The 16539-nt window shown below is 65.1% G+C and carries 16 protein-coding genes and 2 tRNA genes; 11 read left to right on the top strand and 7 right to left on the bottom strand.

Annotated elements, in window-relative coordinates; genetic code table 11:
- Both VEI45_RS00840 and VEI45_RS00835 read right to left on the bottom strand, forming a co-directional pair.
- Nucleotides 1–256: hypothetical protein (locus VEI45_RS00840; protein WP_324849178.1), on the bottom strand; the 256-nt coding region annotated here is incomplete at its 3' end.
- A gap of 165 nt (nucleotides 257–421) precedes the next feature.
- Nucleotides 422–504, bottom strand: a tRNA-Leu gene (locus tag VEI45_RS00835).
- Nucleotides 505–763: 259 nt separating this feature from the next.
- Here VEI45_RS00835 and VEI45_RS00830 point away from each other — a divergent pair.
- The 7 genes from VEI45_RS00830 to pknB all read left to right on the top strand — a co-directional run bounded on the left by VEI45_RS00830 (nucleotide 764) and on the right by pknB (nucleotide 10366).
- Nucleotides 764–2266: a DUF3662 and FHA domain-containing protein gene (locus tag VEI45_RS00830; RefSeq protein ID WP_324849180.1), complete on the top strand. Its 1503-nt coding sequence runs from the start codon at nucleotides 764–766 to the stop codon at nucleotides 2264–2266.
- 116 nt (nucleotides 2267–2382) lie between these two features.
- On the top strand, nucleotides 2383–2850 hold the full coding sequence (locus VEI45_RS00825) for an FHA domain-containing protein FhaB/FipA (protein ID WP_324849176.1): 468 nt from the start codon (nucleotides 2383–2385) through the stop codon (nucleotides 2848–2850).
- On the top strand, nucleotides 2847–4319 hold the full coding sequence (locus VEI45_RS00820; RefSeq protein WP_324849175.1) for a PP2C family protein-serine/threonine phosphatase: 1473 nt from the start codon (nucleotides 2847–2849) through the stop codon (nucleotides 4317–4319). Before VEI45_RS00825 ends, VEI45_RS00820 begins: the two co-directional genes overlap by 4 nt.
- Nucleotides 4316–5719, top strand: a complete 1404-nt coding sequence (locus VEI45_RS00815; RefSeq protein ID WP_324849173.1) for an FtsW/RodA/SpoVE family cell cycle protein — start codon at nucleotides 4316–4318, stop codon at nucleotides 5717–5719. Before VEI45_RS00820 ends, VEI45_RS00815 begins: the two co-directional genes overlap by 4 nt.
- Nucleotides 5716–7191, top strand: a complete 1476-nt coding sequence (gene pbpA / locus VEI45_RS00810; RefSeq protein WP_324849171.1) for a D,D-transpeptidase PbpA — start codon at nucleotides 5716–5718, stop codon at nucleotides 7189–7191. Before VEI45_RS00815 ends, pbpA begins: the two co-directional genes overlap by 4 nt.
- Nucleotides 7188–8489 carry a serine/threonine-protein kinase gene (locus tag VEI45_RS00805; protein WP_324849169.1) on the top strand — a complete coding sequence of 434 codons (1302 nt, stop codon included), beginning with the start codon at nucleotides 7188–7190 and terminating at the stop codon, nucleotides 8487–8489. Before pbpA ends, VEI45_RS00805 begins: the two co-directional genes overlap by 4 nt.
- The gene (gene pknB, locus VEI45_RS00800; RefSeq protein WP_324849167.1) at nucleotides 8486–10366 is read left to right on the top strand and encodes a Stk1 family PASTA domain-containing Ser/Thr kinase; all 1881 of its coding nucleotides are present in this window, start codon (nucleotides 8486–8488) and stop codon (nucleotides 10364–10366) included. Before VEI45_RS00805 ends, pknB begins: the two co-directional genes overlap by 4 nt.
- Here the strand turns inward: pknB and VEI45_RS00795 are convergent.
- Together VEI45_RS00795 and VEI45_RS00790 are read right to left on the bottom strand one after the other, a co-directional pair.
- Nucleotides 10344–11066 (bottom strand): aminodeoxychorismate/anthranilate synthase component II, encoded by a 723-nt coding sequence (locus VEI45_RS00795; RefSeq protein WP_324849165.1) that lies wholly within the window; start codon nucleotides 11064–11066, stop codon nucleotides 10344–10346. The two genes, pknB and VEI45_RS00795, sit on opposite strands and share 23 nt — an antisense overlap.
- Nucleotides 11067–11103: 37 nt before the next feature.
- The gene (locus VEI45_RS00790; RefSeq protein ID WP_324849163.1) at nucleotides 11104–11898 is read right to left on the bottom strand and encodes a DUF881 domain-containing protein; all 795 of its coding nucleotides are present in this window, start codon (nucleotides 11896–11898) and stop codon (nucleotides 11104–11106) included.
- Nucleotides 11899–11976: 78 nt separating this feature from the next.
- Here VEI45_RS00790 and crgA point away from each other — a divergent pair, with 78 nt between their 5' ends.
- Nucleotides 11977–12258: a cell division protein CrgA gene (gene crgA / locus VEI45_RS00785; protein ID WP_324849161.1), complete on the top strand. Its 282-nt coding sequence runs from the start codon at nucleotides 11977–11979 to the stop codon at nucleotides 12256–12258.
- Nucleotides 12259–12413: 155 nt separating this feature from the next.
- A complete protein-coding gene (locus VEI45_RS00780) occupies nucleotides 12414–12830 on the top strand; it encodes a PH domain-containing protein (RefSeq protein ID WP_324849159.1) in 417 nt (138 codons plus the stop codon).
- Between the two features lie 19 nt (nucleotides 12831–12849).
- Here VEI45_RS00780 and VEI45_RS00775 read toward each other — a convergent pair whose 3' ends face one another.
- On the bottom strand, nucleotides 12850–13398 hold the full coding sequence (locus VEI45_RS00775) for a peptidylprolyl isomerase (protein WP_324849157.1): 549 nt from the start codon (nucleotides 13396–13398) through the stop codon (nucleotides 12850–12852).
- Between the two features lie 120 nt (nucleotides 13399–13518).
- Here VEI45_RS00775 and cwsA point away from each other — a divergent pair, with 120 nt between their 5' ends.
- The gene (gene cwsA, locus VEI45_RS00770; protein WP_324849155.1) at nucleotides 13519–13944 is read left to right on the top strand and encodes a cell wall synthesis protein CwsA; all 426 of its coding nucleotides are present in this window, start codon (nucleotides 13519–13521) and stop codon (nucleotides 13942–13944) included.
- Nucleotides 13945–13993: 49 nt separating this feature from the next.
- Nucleotides 13994–14758 (top strand): DUF732 domain-containing protein, encoded by a 765-nt coding sequence (locus VEI45_RS00765; RefSeq protein WP_324849153.1) that lies wholly within the window; start codon nucleotides 13994–13996, stop codon nucleotides 14756–14758.
- A gap of 313 nt (nucleotides 14759–15071) precedes the next feature.
- Here VEI45_RS00765 and VEI45_RS00760 read toward each other — a convergent pair whose 3' ends face one another.
- Both VEI45_RS00760 and VEI45_RS00755 read right to left on the bottom strand, forming a co-directional pair.
- Entirely contained in the window at nucleotides 15072–15503 is a 432-nt protein-coding gene (locus VEI45_RS00760; protein WP_324849151.1) for a hypothetical protein, read from the bottom strand.
- Between the two features lie 906 nt (nucleotides 15504–16409).
- Nucleotides 16410–16482 (bottom strand) — tRNA-Ala (locus tag VEI45_RS00755).
- Nucleotides 16483–16539 lie beyond the last annotated feature (57 nt).

Raw genomic sequence — 16539 nt, 5'->3', positions numbered from 1 at the left:
GCAGACGCTCTAGCCGGATTGGCTCTCCGTAGCGAAATTTAATGCGTTGCTGGCCAACGTTGGGCGCACTGGCAAGAGCGGCAAGGCTACCCCGCAGCAACTCAAGTGCCGCAATGAGTCTCAGGCCCCAGAAGTGCTCGGCGCGAAAGCTCTGCCGGATGCGACGCGCGGTCAGCAAGACGAGCACTGTGATCGCCAGCCTCCCCAGCGCGATCCGGCTCGTTCGCTTCTTCCACGTTGACGGCGCCGAGCTCACGCGCTGACCCACCTAGTAGCCGACGCATGTTGCCGTCGCGAGAGCGACGATTCCCGCAAACGCCGTCACGATGATGAGCGTTCTTCGCCGGCGTCGCGGCGAGGTCACACCCGGGATACACCTCGGCCACTAAGTGAGGTCAGGATTCGGCTCAACCCAATTTTGTGGGCGAAGGGGGACTTGAACCCCCACGTCCCGAAGGACACTGGCACCTGAAGCCAGCGCGTCTGCCATTCCGCCACTCGCCCTGAACAGTCGGTGGAGCCTACCACTGTAATAGCCGCTGTCCCCAACCGCGCCGACGCCCGGACAACGGTCGCCCACCGATGCCTGGCCCTCCGTGGGACCGGCCTTGACCTGCATCGATGCGATTCTCAGAGTTCTGCAAGTGCCGCTGCGCTGCGCATGCCCGATACCATGCTGGAGTACGACACGCACGATGCGACACGCCGGAGGCTGGTCCGCCGTGCAGCAGCGATAGACAAGGACTGGGGCGAGCGCTTGGACATGGGCAGCCAGAAGGGGCTAGTTCAACGCATCGAGCGCAAACTTGAGGTCACCGTCGATGATGCTTTTGCCCGGGTGTTCGGCGGATCGATCGTCCCCCAGGAAGTAGAAGCACTGCTGCGCAGGGCGGCGGCCGACGGAATCCGCCCACTTAAGGGCAATCGGCTTTTGGCTCCCAACGAATACATCATTACCCTCGGTATGCACGACTACCAGAAAGTGGGCGCCGACCCGGATCTCACTTCAGACGCTTTCGCTAAGCAGTTGGCGGGATACATCGGCGAACAGGGGTGGCAAACATATGGTGACGTGGTCGTCCGGTTCGAGCAGTCGGCGAACCTGCATACCGGCCAGTTCCGCGCCCACGGTGCTGTCAACCCCGATGTCGCGCCCCGCCCGACGGCTGGCGAGCCCGCCGCGCCACAATCAGACCATGCGTTCAACGCAGAACCAGGAGTACCAGAGATGACCGAGAATTCGAGCTACCGCGGCGGCCAGGGGCAGGGCCGGCCCGACGATGACTACTACGACGACCATTACGGGCATCCCCAAGACGACCCGCGTGGTGGCCAGGATCCTCGGGGTCCCTATCCGCCCGAACCGGGCGGCTATCCCGACCAGCATGGTTATCCGGCGCCACCGCCCGACCAGGGGGGGTATCCGGACCAAGGCGGCTACCCCGACCAGCGCGGCGGGTACCCCGACCAAGGCGGCTACCCCGACCAGCGCGGCGGGTATCCGGACCAAGGCGGCTACCAAGAACAGAGTCGCTACCCCGACCAGCGCGGCGGGTACCCCGACCAAGGTGGCTACCCCCAGTACGAACAGCGGCCGGCCGGCGGTTACGGCGGCGGTCAGGGTTACGACGCCGGTCACCGCCAGGGCGGCTACGGCCAACCCGGTGGCCAGGGGTACGGCGAATACGCCGATTACGGCCGCGGACCGGCCCGCCAGGAAGAGGGCGGCTATGCCGCACCCGATCAACGGTCGCCTTATCCCGAGCAGGGTGGCGGCTACGACCAGGGCTATCCCGGTGGGTCGGGATACGGACGCCAGGACTACGTCCAGCAGCCCGACTACGGCCGTTACGGCGACGCACCTGCTCCGACATACGGCGGTGGATACCCCGAGCCGGCGGGGCGCGACTACGACTACGGCCAGCCCGCGGAAGCCGGCGGCTACGGCGGCTATGGGCAGGGCGGCTACTCGTCCTCCGGAATCGCGGTTACTTTGCAGCTCGATGACGGCAGTGGGCGCACCTACCAACTTCGCGAAGGGGCCAACATCATCGGCCGCGGCCAGGACGCCCAGTTCCGGTTGCCGGACACCGGTGTATCGCGCCGCCACCTGGAGATCCGCTGGGACGGCCGCGTCGCGCTACTGTCGGACCTCAACTCCACCAATGGCACCACCGTCAACAACGCGCCTGTGCAGGAGTGGCAGTTGGCAGACGGCGATGTGATCCGGCTGGGGCACTCGGAAATCGTCGTCCACATCCATTGAGCCCGTAGGTCGCGAAGCTATCCAGCTTCACCCCGTATAGACCGCCGTCCAAGTATCGTGACGTTGCTATATCCGGTCACGCGAAGCGTGCGACGCCAGGACGGAGGGGACGCCAGATGCAGGGACTAGTACTGCAACTGACGCGTGCCGGGTTCCTGATGCTGTTGTGGCTCTTCATCTGGTCGGTGCTGAGGATCTTGCGGACTGACATCTATGCTCCGACCGGCGCGGTCATGGTGCGACGCGGGTTGACGTTGCGAGGCACATTACTGCCGTCGCGCCGGCGCCTTACCGCCGCGCGCTACTTGGTGGTGACCGAGGGCGCATTGGTAGGTGCCCGTATCACGCTCAGCGGCCAGCCGGTGTTGATCGGACGCGCCGACGACTCCACTCTGGTGCTGACCGATGACTACGCCTCGACGCGGCACGCGCGCCTTTCTCAGCGCGGCTCGGAATGGTACGTCGAAGATCTAGGATCGACCAACGGCACATACCTTGACAGGGCGAAGGTGACCACGGCGGTACGGGTTCCCATTGGCACGCCGGTTCGCATCGGCAAGACGGTAATCGAGCTGCGCCCGTGACTTTGGTCTTGCGTTATGCGGCCCGCAGCGATGTCGGCTTGGTGCGTTCCAACAACGAGGACTCGGTGTACGCCGGCGCGCGGTTGCTGGCGCTCGCCGACGGCATGGGCGGTCACGCCGCCGGTGAAATCGCTTCCCAGTTGGTAATTGCCGCGTTGGCCCACCTCGACGACGACGAACCCGGTGGCGACCTGCTGGCCCACCTTGACGGCGCGGTACGGGCCGGCAATTCGGCCATCGCTGCGCAGGTCGAGATGGAACCCGACCTCGAGGGGATGGGTACCACACTCACCGCAATCCTGTTCGCAGGCAACCGTCTTGGGCTGGTTCACATCGGCGACTCGCGCGGCTATCTGCTGCGCGACGGGGAGCTGACCCAGATCACCAAGGACGACACGTTCGTCCAAACTTTGGTTGACGAAGGGCGGATCACCCGGGAAGAGGCACACAGCCACCCGCAACGATCGTTGATCATGCGGGCGCTGACCGGTCATGAGGTCGAGCCGACGCTGACGATGCGGGAAGTACGCATCGGCGATCGCTACCTGCTGTGCTCAGACGGACTCTCCGACCCGGTCAGCGACGAGACTATCCTCGACGCGCTGCAGATTCCCGATGTCACCGACAGCGCCGACCGCCTCATCGAATTGGCGCTGCGCGGCGGCGGACCCGACAACGTCACCGTGGTGGTCGCCGACGTCGTCAACTACGACTACGGCCCAACCCAGCCGATCATCGCCGGGGCGGTATCCGGCGACTCCGATTATCCGGACACGCTGACCCGACCTAACACCGCGGCGGGCCGCGCCTCGGCCATCAACCCGCGCAAAAATGTGGTCAACCGCGTTCTGCCGCAAGTGGATACCTTCACCCCACCACGTCGGTCGCGACGACGGATGGCGATCGGTGCCGCGCTGATCGTGTTGCTGGTGCTCGCAGCGTTGGCCATCGGCCGAACCATCATCCGCAATTACTACTACGTCGCCGAATACAACGGTGCGGTGTCGATCATGCAAGGCATCCAGGTGTCCATCCTGGGCGTACCGCTGCATCAGCCCTACTCGCAGGGCTGCCTGAACAGCCGCAACCAGCTGTCGGTGATCCGCTACGGCCAGGCCGGCAGTAACCACGATTGCCAACTGATGAAGCTGTCCGATCTGGCCGAGTCGGCACGTGCGCAGGTGGCCGCCGGACTTCCGGCAGGCACGCTCGAGCAGGCTGACGCACAGCTACGCAGGTTGTCGACCGAGTCACTGCTGCCGCTCTGTCCGCCGGCGCACCCCCAGTCGCCACCGACCTCGACACCACAAACCGCACCAACTACCAGCCAGCTACCGGAACCGAGTGCCGGTACCTCGGTCCCCGAACAACCTCCGGGAAGCCTTTCGCCGACACCAGCCGCGCCCACCGTCACAGCGCTCTCCCCGCCACCACCCCAGCCGGGCACCGATTGCCGGACACCGACATGACCACCAAGCCACAGCCGCCGGTCGCGGTGACGCCTCCGCTGCCGACTCGACGCAATGCGGAACTGCTGCTGCTGTGCTTCGCCGCCGTGATCACCGCGGCGGCCTTCGCGCTGGTGCAGGCCGACCAGGAACGCGGCCTGAACTGGCAGCTAATCACTTACGCCGCAGGGTTTTTGGCGGTGTTCGCATGCGCCCATCTGGCGATCAGACGCTTTGCCCCATACGCGGACCCGTTGCTGCTGCCGATAGTGGCGCTGCTCAACGGCCTGGGTCTGGTGATGATCCACCGGCTTGACCTCGACGATCGCCTCACCGGGACTAGTGCACGCGGAAACCCGCAAATCCTCTGGACGCTGGTGGGGGTGGCGGCGTTTGCGTTCGTGGTGATCTGGCTGAAGGACCATCGACGACTCGCCCGCTACGGCTACATCTGCGGCCTGATCGGACTGGTGATCCTGGCGATCCCGGCCCTGCTGCCGCGGTCGTTATCTGAGCAGAATGGTGCGAAGATCTGGATCAAGTTGCCGGGCTTTTCGATTCAGCCGGCAGAGTTCTCCAAAATTCTTCTGCTCGTTTTCTTTTCGGCGGTGCTGGTAGCCAAACGCGGTTTGTTCACCAGTGCCGGTAAGCATGTCCTGGGCATGAACCTGCCGCGGCCGCGCGACCTCGCTCCGCTGCTGGCGGCCTGGGTGATTTCGGTCGGCGTGATGGTCTTCGAGAAGGACCTCGGGACTTCGCTGCTGCTCTATGCGTCGTTCCTGGTGGTCGTTTATCTTGCCACCCAGCGGTTCAGTTGGGTGGTCATCGGCTTGGCCTTGTTCGCGCTGGGAAGTGTTGCAGCGTATTTCATTTTCAGTCACGTCCGGGTGCGCGTGCAGACCTGGCTGGACCCATTCGCCGACCCGGACGGCGCCGGCTACCAGATCGTGCAGTCGCTGTTCAGCTTTGCTACCGGCGGCGTCTTCGGCACCGGACTGGGCAACGGCCAGCCGGGCACCGTGCCGGCCGCATCGACGGATTTCATCGTCGCCGCGTTCGGCGAAGAACTCGGGCTGGTCGGATTGGCCGGCCTGCTGATGCTCTACACCATCGTGATCATCCGCGGCATGCGGACCGCGATCGCAGTGCGGGACAGTTTCGGCAAGCTGCTGGCCGCGGGCCTGGCCTCGGCGCTGGCCGTCCAGTTGTTCATCGTCGTCGGTGGGGTGACCAACCTCATTCCGCTGACCGGGCTGACCACACCCTGGATGTCGTACGGGGGCTCGTCGCTGCTGGCCAACTATGTGCTGCTGGCCATCCTGGTGCGCATCTCGCATTCGGCCCGGCGCCCGTTCCGCATCCGGCAGCGCAACACGTCACCGATCGCGGCCGCCAGCACCGAGGTGATCGAGCGGGTATGAACGCCTCCCTGCGCCGGATCTCGATGACCGTGATGGCGTTGATCGTGCTGTTGCTCTTCAACGCCACGCTCACTCAGGTCTTCACCGCCGACGGCTTGCGCGCCGATCCGCGCAACCAACGGGTTCTGCTCGACGAGTACTCCCGCCAGCGGGGTCAGATCACCGCGAACGGGCAACTACTGGCCTATTCGGTTGCCACCGAAAGCCGTTTCCGTTTCCTGCGGGTCTATCCGAACGCCGCGGTGTACGCGCCGATTACCGGGTTCTATTCGTTGCGCTATTCCAGCACCGGGCTGGAACGGGCCGAGGATCCGCTGCTGAATGGCTCCGACCAGCGGTTGTTCGGGCGCCGGTTGGCCGACTTCTTCACCGGCCGCGACCCGCGCGGCGGCAACGTGGATACCACCATCAACCCGCGCATCCAGCAAGCCGGTTGGGATGCCATGCAGCAGGGCTGCAACGGACCGTGCCGGGGCGCGGTGGTCGCGCTGGAGCCGTCGACCGGCAAAATCCTTGCGCTGGTGTCCAGCCCGTCCTACGACCCCAACCTGCTCGCGTCGCACGACCCCGAACAGCAGTCGCAAACCTGGCAGCAACTTCGTGACGTCCCGCATTCGCCGATGACCAACCGCGCCATCTCCGAGACCTATCCGCCCGGTTCGACATTCAAGGTGATCACCACCGCGGCCGCGTTGCAGAACGGCGCCACCGAAGACGAGCAGCTCACCGCGGCGGCGCAGATTCCCCTACCGGACAGCACCGCCACCCTGAAGAATTACGGCGGCACCCCCTGCATCAACGCCGAAACAGTGTCGCTGCGTGAGGCGTTCGCCCGGTCTTGCAATACCGCGTTCGTTCAGTTGGGGCTACTCACCGGCACCGACGCCCTGCGCAGCACCGCGCAGTCATTCGGTCTGGACGACGTTCCCGACCCCATTCCGCTGCAGGTCGCCGAGTCCACCGCCGGCCCGATCCCGGACGCCGCAGCGCTGGGAATGTCGAGTATCGGCCAGAAGGACGTCGCGGTGACGCCGCTGGAGAATGCATTGGTTGCCGCTACCATCGCCAATGCCGGTGTAACTATGCAGCCCTACCTGGTCAACAGCCTGCAAGGGCCCGACCTGGCTAACATCAGCACCACCGCGCCGCAACAACAGCGCCGTGCAGTCTCCCCGGAGGTCGCAGCTAAGCTAACAGACTTGATGGTCGGCGCCGAGAATGTCACACAGCAGAAAGGGGCGATTCCCGGCGTGCAGATCGCATCCAAGACGGGTACCGCAGAGCACGGCACCGACCCGCGCAATACGCCACCGCACGCGTGGTACATCGCCTTCGCCCCCGCACAGACCCCGAAGGTGGCCGTTGCGGTGCTCGTCGAGGACGGCGCCGATCGGTTGTCGGCAACCGGCGGTGCGCTTGCCGCACCGATCGGGCGGGCCGTGATCGAGGCCGCGCTGCAGGGAGGACCATGAGCCCGCGAGTAGGTGTGACGCTGTCTGGCCGGTACCGGTTGCAGCGCCTCATCGCCACCGGCGGCATGGGCCAGGTGTGGGAGGCGGTCGACAGCCGGCTGGGGCGGCGCGTCGCCGTCAAGGTACTCAAGAGCGAATTCTCCTCGGACCCTGAGTTCATCGAGAGGTTTCGGGCCGAGGCGCGCACCACCGCGATGCTCAATCACCCCGGGATTGCCAGCGTCCACGACTACGGCGAAACCGAGATGGACGGCGAGGGCCGCACCGCCTACCTGGTGATGGAGTTGGTCAACGGTGAGCCGCTCAACTCCGTACTCAAGCGCACCGGCCGCCTCTCGCTGCGGCACACGCTGGACATGCTCGAGCAGACCGGCCGCGCGCTGCAAGTCGCGCACGCGTCCGGTTTGGTGCATCGCGACGTCAAGCCCGGCAACATTCTGATCACTCCCACCGGTCAGGTGAAAATCACCGACTTCGGTATCGCCAAAGCCGTCGACGCCGCTCCGGTAACCCAGACAGGCATGGTGATGGGCACCGCCCAGTACATTGCCCCCGAGCAGGCCCTTGGCCACGACGCATCCCCGGCCAGCGACGTCTACTCGCTGGGAGTGGTTGGCTACGAAGCGGTTTCGGGTAAGCGCCCGTTCAGCGGTGACGGAGCGCTGACAGTGGCGATGAAGCACATCAAAGAGCCACCCCCGCCATTACCGCCCGACTTGCCGCCCAATGTGCGCGAGCTCATCGAGCTCACCCTGGTCAAAAACCCCGGCATGCGCTATCGCAGCGGGGGACCGTTTGCCGATGCCGTCGCCGCCGTCCGCGCCGGACGCAGGCCGCCGCGACCCAACCAGGCGGCACCCGCCGGCCGTGCCACCCCGGCCGCCATTCCGTCGGGCGCGCAGGCACGCGCCGCGGCCAACCCCACTGGCCGGGAGCCCACACCCCGGCGCACCAGCGGCGGGCACCGCACGCCGCCGCCGCGGCGCACCTTCTCGTCCGGTCAGCGTGCGCTGCTGTGGGCCGCCGGGGTGCTGGGCGCATTGGCGATCATCATCGCGGTCCTGATCGTCATCAACTCGCACGACAACGGCTCCCAGCAGCAACCGTCGGCACCGACCGTGACCGACACGGGGCAGCCGCCCAGCAAGCCGGGATCGGCTCCGGCCCACCCGACCAATTGGACGAACCGGGGGCTCACAGGTAATCCTGTAGGGCAATGCAACCTGCCCACACACAGGCGGGCGGCCGCGTTGACACACAATCGCGCGTTGCCGCCCCGACACGAAACACCGCAATGACGACCCCGCAACACCTGTCCGACCGCTACGAACTCGGCGAAATCCTCGGCTTCGGCGGCATGTCCGAGGTCCATCTGGCCCGGGATGTCCGGTTACACCGCGACGTAGCGGTCAAGGTGCTGCGTGCCGACCTGGCCCGCGACCCCAGCTTCTACCTGCGCTTCCGGCGGGAGGCGCAAAACGCGGCGGCGCTGAACCACCCGGCGATCGTCGCGGTGTACGACACCGGCGAGGCCGAAACCGACGCCGGCCCGCTGCCCTACATCGTGATGGAATACGTCAACGGTGTGACGCTGCGCGACATCGTCCACACCGACGGACCGCTGCCGCCCAATCGGGCCATCGAGATCATCGCCGACGCCTGCCAGGCGCTGAACTTTTCCCACCAGCACGGCATCATCCACCGCGACGTCAAGCCGGCCAATATCATGATCAGCACCACCAACGCGGTCAAGGTGATGGACTTCGGGATCGCCCGGGCGCTCGCCGACGGCGGCAACAGCGTCACCCAGACCGCGGCGGTGATCGGTACCGCGCAATACCTTTCACCTGAGCAGGCCCGGGGCAATGCCGTCGATGCCCGCTCCGACGTCTACTCCCTGGGCTGTGTGCTCTACGAAATGCTTACCGGCGAACCACCTTTCGTCGGTGACTCACCAGTCGCGGTGGCCTATCAGCATGTCCGCGAAGACCCCGTCCCACCGTCGCAGCGGCATGAGGGTATCTCCGCCGACCTTGACGCGGTGGTGCTCAAGGCGCTGGCCAAGAACCCGGAGAATCGCTATCAGACCGCCGCGGAGATGCGTGCAGACCTGGTTCGGGTGCACAACGGTGAGCCGCCGGAGGCGCCCAAAGTACTCACCGACGCCGAGCGATCATCGCTGCTGGCCGCACCGCATCCCAGCGGGGCGGCCGGACCGCGAACCGATCCGCTGCCTCGCCAAGAACTCGACTTCACCCGTGACCGCGGCCCCGGATCGATAAGCCGTTGGGTCGTCGCGGTCGCGGCGTTAGCGGTGCTGACCGTCATCGTCACCATCCTGATCAACACCTTCGGCGGCGGCACGCGCAACGTCTCGGTGCCCGACGTGCGCGGCCAGGCGTCCGCCGACGCAATCGCCGCGCTGCAGAACCATGGCTTCAAGACACGCACCCAGCAGAAACCCGATTCGACCGTCCTGCCCGATCACGTCATCGGCACCGACCCGGCTGGCAACGCCAAAGTTGGGGCCGGCGACCTGATCACGGTCAACGTGTCCACCGGACCCGAGCAGCGCGAGGTGCCGGACGTGACTTCGCTGAGCTATGCCTCCGCGGTGAAGAAACTGAAGTCGGCCGGGTTCGGCCGCTTCAAGGAGGTCCCCTCGCCGTCCACACCGGAGATGAAAGACAAGGTCATCGGGACCAACCCGCCGGCCAACCAGACGTCGGCGATCACCAATGAGATCTCCGTCATCGTCGGCTCGGGTCCGTCGACCAAGCAGGTTCCGGACGTCGCGGGGCAGACCGCCGACAGTGCGCAGAAGAATCTCACGGTCTACGGGTTCAGTAAATTCAGCCAGGCCGCCGTCGACAGCCCCCGCCCGGCCGGCGACGTCATCGGGACCAATCCGCCCGCGGGAGCGACTGTTCCGGTCGATTCGGTGATCGAGATAGAGGTCTCCAAGGGCAACCAGTTCATCATGCCGGACTTGTCAGGTCTGTTCTGGACCGATGCCGAGCCGCAGCTGCGCGCGCTGGGATGGACCGGTGTGCTGGTCAAGGGTTCCGACGTCGACGCCGGCGGCCCACAGCACAACCGGGTGGTGTTCCAGAGCCCGGCCGTGGGTCAGGGCGTGAACAAAGACGGCAATATCACGCTGAAGTTCGGTCAATAGCCGGCAGCGCCCGTCCGGTTGACGTCGGGCCGCAATCCAGGTCGGCGGAGCGTCGCACCGTCGCCAAACTGTTCACGACCTCACTTTCCAGCCGCCGCACCAACGCGTCGTCTCGGACCTGACCGCAGTAAGCCAGCCAGTTGGCCAGCATTCGGTGGCCGCCTTCGGTCAGAATCGATTCGGGGTGGAACTGCACTCCGTGGATGGGCAGGTCGGTGTGCCGCACGCCCATGATCACCCCGCTGCGGGTGCGGGCGGTCACTTCCAGTTCGGTGGGCAAGGTTTCCGGCAAGATGGTCAGCGAGTGATACCGGGTCGCCGTAAATGGATCTGGAAGTCCTTCCAGCACACCGGCATTCGTGTGAAAGACGCTGCTGGTCTTGCCGTGCAGCAACTCGGGGGCCCGATCCACGGTGGCGCCGAACGCGACGCCGATGGCCTGGTGGCCCAGGCACACTCCCAGCAGTGGGGTGCGGGCCGCTGCGCAGGCGCGCACCAGGCCGATCGACGCGCCCGCCCGTTCCGGCGTGCCCGGACCCGGGCTGAGCAGGATCCCGTCCACCTCGGCGGCGATTGCGGCATGATCGGACAGCCGGGCGTCGTCGTTGCGCCACACCTGTGCCTCGACGCCCAGCTGCCCGAGGTACTGCACCAGGTTGAAGACGAAACTGTCGTAGTTGTCGACGACCAAGATCCGCATCGTGTCAGGCTACAGTTGGGATCGAAGGCAGGCCGGTTCAGTAGCTGACCGGGCCGGCCGGCTGGGCAGAATGCATCCGCACCGGCTCGCTGTACCCGGCGATGCGGACATCGGGCCCGACTTGCTCGGTGTAGCCGAGGCCGAATCGCACCACATATTGCTTGTAGAGGATCACCAGGGGAGCGGCGGCCAAGGCGGCCTGCATGGCGTTGGCGTCGCCGATCGCGGTGATCGTGTACGGCGGACTGTAGGTTCGCCCGTTGAGCAGCAGCGTATTGCCGACGCAGCGGGGGGCCGAGGTGGCGATGATGCGTTGATCCTGCATCTGGACCGCCTCCGCGCCGGCGCTCCACACCGCATTCAGCACAGCCTGGATGTCCTGTTGATGCACGACGAGGTCATCTGGGGATGCGTCCCGCGGGAAGCGTCCGTTGGCGTCCCGCTGCGCATCGTTGAGGGTCACGATCAGGCCCGGCCCGTGAACGGGGTCCAGACCGGCGTCACCGGCCAGCTCCGCGGAGCGCCGCAGCATGGCCGCCAGCGCCGTGTCGGACGACCGGCCATGTGTCGAATCGATGGCGTTGGCCAATCGATCCCTTTCGGCATTGAGCCGATCGACCTCGGATTGCTCCACGCGGACCAGGTCGACCAACCGCGGCGCGTCACTGCGGCGGATCTCGCCGCCGCGGGACACCCCGTGCGTAGCGCCGACCAGCAACCCGGCCAGCACACAGACCAGTGGAACGCCGACCCGCCAACGCGAGGGCTGCGATTCCTCCCGCCGCGAGCTGGTCCGGCGCGCGGCAAGCAGTCTGGCGATCCATTTGGCCATCGGCTCTCCGTCCGCTGCTGGTGGGTGCGTTAGGCTCGTCGTTGCACCTGCCCTGAATACCGTAACTCCGAGGTAGAAATGCCCAAGTCCAAGGTCCGCAAGAAGAGCGACTTCACCGTCAGCGCGGTGAGCCGTACGCCGGTCAAGGTCAAGGCCGGGCCGTCCAGCGTGTGGTTCGTTGCGTTGTTCGTCGGCTTGATGCTGATCGGCCTGATCTGGCTGATGGTGTTCCAGCTGGCTGCCACGGGCCCCGATGCACCCTCCATCCTCACTTGGATGGCCAACCTCGGCCCATGGAATTACGCTGTCGCGTTTGCTTTCATGATCAGTGGCTTGTTGCTCACAATGCGGTGGCGGTAGACATCGACGCCGACAAAATGAATTCATTTTCGGTTTGCGCATTTACTGTGCTGGCAACCTCCAACCCGGCAGATCACACGCGTGTGATTCATCCCCATTGTGCATAGCGCTTGTGGATAACCTCATCGCTAGTGGTAGGCCCGTCTAGGAGCGTCGTGCAGCAAACACAGTGGTCCCCGTCACCGATCGGAATCGCAGCTTGCGGCATCGCCGGCGTTGTGATGGCTATCGCATGTGTGACCGTCGTCACAGACCCGCCGGGGCGGGTACTACTAGGTATTTCCGCAACCGGTCTGATCTTGTTTGCAAGCGCAACGTGGCGCGCACGTCCGAAACTGGCAATCACCCCGGACGGCCTCCGGTTACGCGGATGGTGGCGGACGCAGCTATTGCGGCGCGCCGACATCAAGATCATCCGGATCACCGAATTCCGTCGTATCGGCCGCAAATTGCGGCTACTCGAGATCGACGCGGTTGACGGCCGACTGCTGATCTTCTCGCGTTGGGACCTCGGCACCGACCCGCTGGACGTGCTCGACGCGCTGACCACCGCGGGTTACGCCGGGTCCTAATCCGCCGCAGCGCAGCGGGTTAGGAAATCGTGATCGACTCGATGACGACCGGTTCGGTCGGCCGGTCACCATGATCGGTTTCGGTGGTGGCGATGGTGTGGACAACCTTCTGCGAATCGGTGTCGACCACCTCGCCGAAGATGGTGTGCCGCCGGTTCAGGTGCGGCGTCTTGTCCACCGTGATGAAGAACTGTGAGCCGTTGGTTCCCGGGCCCGCATTGGCCATCGCCAGCAGGTATGGCTTGTCGAATTGCAACTCGGGGTGGAATTCGTCGGCGAACTTGTAGCCGGGGCCGCCGCGGCCGGTCCCGGTCGGGTCGCCGCCCTGGATCATGAAGCCGTCGATCACCCGATGAAAGATCGCGCCGTCGTAAAACGGGCCGGAGCTGCCGCCGGAGGCGTTCTCGGTCGAATACTCCTTCGTGCCCTGGGCCAGGCCGACGAAGTTCGCGACGGTCTTGGGAGCGTGGTTTCCGAACAGCGCGATCTTGATGTCGCCGCGGTTGGTGTGCAGTGTGGCAGTGGCAGTCTGAATCGGGCTGGTAGTCACGGCATCACAGTCTGCCATCACCTGCCGGCCAGCCGGGCAGCCGGTGCCCTTACCCGCAGAGGCTCGTCGGGTTACCGGTGGTTACAGTCTGGAAGTATCGGAGCACGGTCTCGCGAAAGCGGCCGGGAAAGGCGAGAAATGAGCGCGAGGAACCACACGCGGCTGAGCCCGCGGCAGCGGCTGTCCCGCGGCCTGACGTACACGGCGGTCGGGCCGGTGGACGTTACCCGCGGCATCGTCGGGCTGGGCGCTCACTCGGCGCAGGCCGGCGCGTCGAGTCTGCGTCGCCGTTACCGGGAGGGCCGGCTGGCCCGGGATTTGCAAACCGCCCAAGAGGCCCTGGCGCAAGAATTGGCGGCCGCGCAGGAGGTGGTTAGTGGCCTGCCGCAAACTCTTCAGCAGGCCCGTCGGTCCCACCGGCGCGGCAAGCGCCCGTGGGTGATCACGGGGGTGGCCGTGGCGGTCCTCGCCGGTGGCGCCGCGGCCTTCTCGATCGTCCGCCGGTCGATGCGCCAAGAGCCGTCGTCGCTGCCGCCGAGCGTCGACGTGCAGCCCCGGCCCTAGCGGAACCAAACCCTGAAATCCGGTGCTGACTGCCACTAAGCTGCGGCACATGCGCGATCGCGAGACGATCGACTCCGAACTACGGCTGCTGGCAGCAAAGCGGCGGTCCATGCACGAGCCCGGCGGCGAGCTGTCCAGCCGTCGGATCGACGAACTTCTTGACGAGCGCCTAGGTCACCGCCCAGAGGCTTCCGAGACCGCGGCTATCGACACCTGGTCGCAGCGCGACATAGCCAACGATGTTGCACCGTACCGACATAAGGCTGTGTTGCGCCGCTTCGGCCTCCCCAAGGCATTGCCGCTATCAATGGTCGCCGCCGCCGCCGTATTGGTGGTGCTGTTCACGGTCCACGACCAACACCCTGCCGCGCAGCCAGCCGAAGTCCCGCCGTCGAGTGGGCGACCCACCCCGGCTGCGCCGAAACCACCCGCTCCACCGCTTAACCCCGTTCCGCCACTTCACATCGTCGACCGGGCCTTCATCGACACGTTGAAACGGGAGGCCGTGCCAGTTCCAAGCGACGAATACGTGCTGGCACAGGGGCACGCAGTCTGCGACTTTCTAGCGGGGCAAGCCGACTTCGCAGCGGCCGTGCGCTTTGTCCAGCGATCGTCGATATGGGATGCGAATCAAAGCACCGACGTAGCTGCTGGTGCCATCATCTCGTACTGCCCTCAGTACCAACCTGCGAGCTACCAACCTGCAATCCCAGACCAGCTGCAGCAGGCATTCCAGCATGCTCAGTCCGAATTGCAAGCCATCGAAGGCGATCTGCAAGGCATCCGAGATGATTTGCCGAACCGCCAGCCATGACGATCCAGGCGCACCTTCGAGCTGTGGAGCCTAGGGGATTCGAACCCCTCACTTCTGCCTTGCAAAGGCGAATTGCACTGCTGATCAACGGTTTACACGGGTGCTGACGTGCTGAATCACATCACAGTTGTTCACAAAAAGTATCTGTGACTGTGGGCAGATTGTGGGAACGGTGTGGGCACGAACTGTCGACCGAGCCCGAGCGCGGGAACCCATTGGACAGGCCCGCGTCCAAGACGGCTTCGTCAGCCTGGGTAGAGGCGCGTGACCTGGTCGCCGCCTAAATGCAGCGGCTGGCTACGAGCTGGGATCATCACCCCAACTCGTAGGACTCATGCGAGACCCGGAAGAAGTGTCCGGTGCTGGTGTCAGTGCATTTCACAGCCGACTGCTCGGCTCCTGTGCAGATGATCGCACCCGCTGATAGTGGTTGGTCGTAATTCACCGGGTCGGAGGCCGCCAAGGTGCCTGGACTGTAGCCCACAATCGGCAACTGGCCGCGCATGAGAACGAGGGTGCTGGTGGCGTCGGCCCGGCCCTGCGGGGGCGGCCGCGGTGGCACCCAGCTCGGGTTAACGATGTCGCACTGCACAAAATTCTTAGGGAACCCGAGTTTGTCTGTTGGAGGGACGTTCACCAGGTTGCAGGAGATGTCTCCCGACGGCGACTGGAACTGCGCGGAGAAGGGGTTGGCGTGCGAACTTGGTGCCAAGCCGATCGTTGCCGCGCCCACCCCCGCAACCATGGACAACAGCGTCCACCGCGCGAGGCGCTCGTCGCCTGTTGCTCTACGACGAGTGAACAAACTTGAGTGTGTAGCAGCGGGCCGATACATTGATCTCTCCAAAGGCAAAGTTACGTAAAGCCTTCACACACAATCGGTTAGCGGTGTAGCCTCACTTTTGGTCTGCACTCTCCTTGGTCAAGAGCTCTGTTACCCAGTGTTTTTGGGACACAACGGCATCGCAAGCTCACCGGTGAGATGCATAGAGAACCCATATCTGACGGCCCGGGCGGATGCTCGCCGGATCGCCGACACATTTGAGAACGATATGAGTTCCGTGACAGTTTTGTGACAATGGGCGTGTGAGCGAGGAAGAATGAAGGGACATGGCGATAATGTCGGGTTCCGCGCGCGAACAGCGGCCACGTCAGGCCATCCTCGGTCAGCTGCCATCTTTGGCCCGCCCTGACGTATCCTGTAACGGAGGCTGGCACATGAAGAAGTCCGTTCGCCTCCTGGCACCAGTCGTCGCGATCGCGTTGATGCCGATGGGGGCCATGACGATGCCGACAGCGAGTTCGGCGCCGTGTGACGACGGCCAATTTTGGAGCCCGCATTACAATGCGTGCGAACCGCTGCCATGTCCTTACGGCTCACGGTTCGATGCGAAAGACGATGTCTGCCAATGCAACCCTGGCTCGCGTTTTGACGCGTTGACGGACACTTGCCAGCCGGGGCCGGTAACCGGTCCTCCCTCGATCTTCGGGCACTGAAGCACGCAAGTTCGGGAGTCAGGTTCCCCAGCTGCTCGTCGGGCTCGCTATGCATTTGCATGCTCGCTGGCACGGTGGCGCTGGCCGCCTATGGCAGCAGCAGCGACAGCCAGGCAAATGGTAAGTACAGCGTTTGAGCTGCCCTTTGGGCTTGTGGAGCCTAGGGGATTCGAACCCCTGACTTCTGCCTTGCAAAGGCAGCGCTCTACCAACTGAGCTAAGGCCCCGCGCTCCGACCATCGCTCTGGTCGGCGGCCACGTGCCAGACCTCGACGCCGCGCCGA

The sequence above is a fragment of the Mycobacterium sp. genome (assembly GCF_035623875.1).
Classification (GTDB): Bacteria; Actinomycetota; Actinomycetes; order Mycobacteriales; family Mycobacteriaceae; genus Mycobacterium.
Note: the sequence above shows the minus strand (reverse complement) of the source record. Positions and strands in the feature narration are given on the sequence as shown.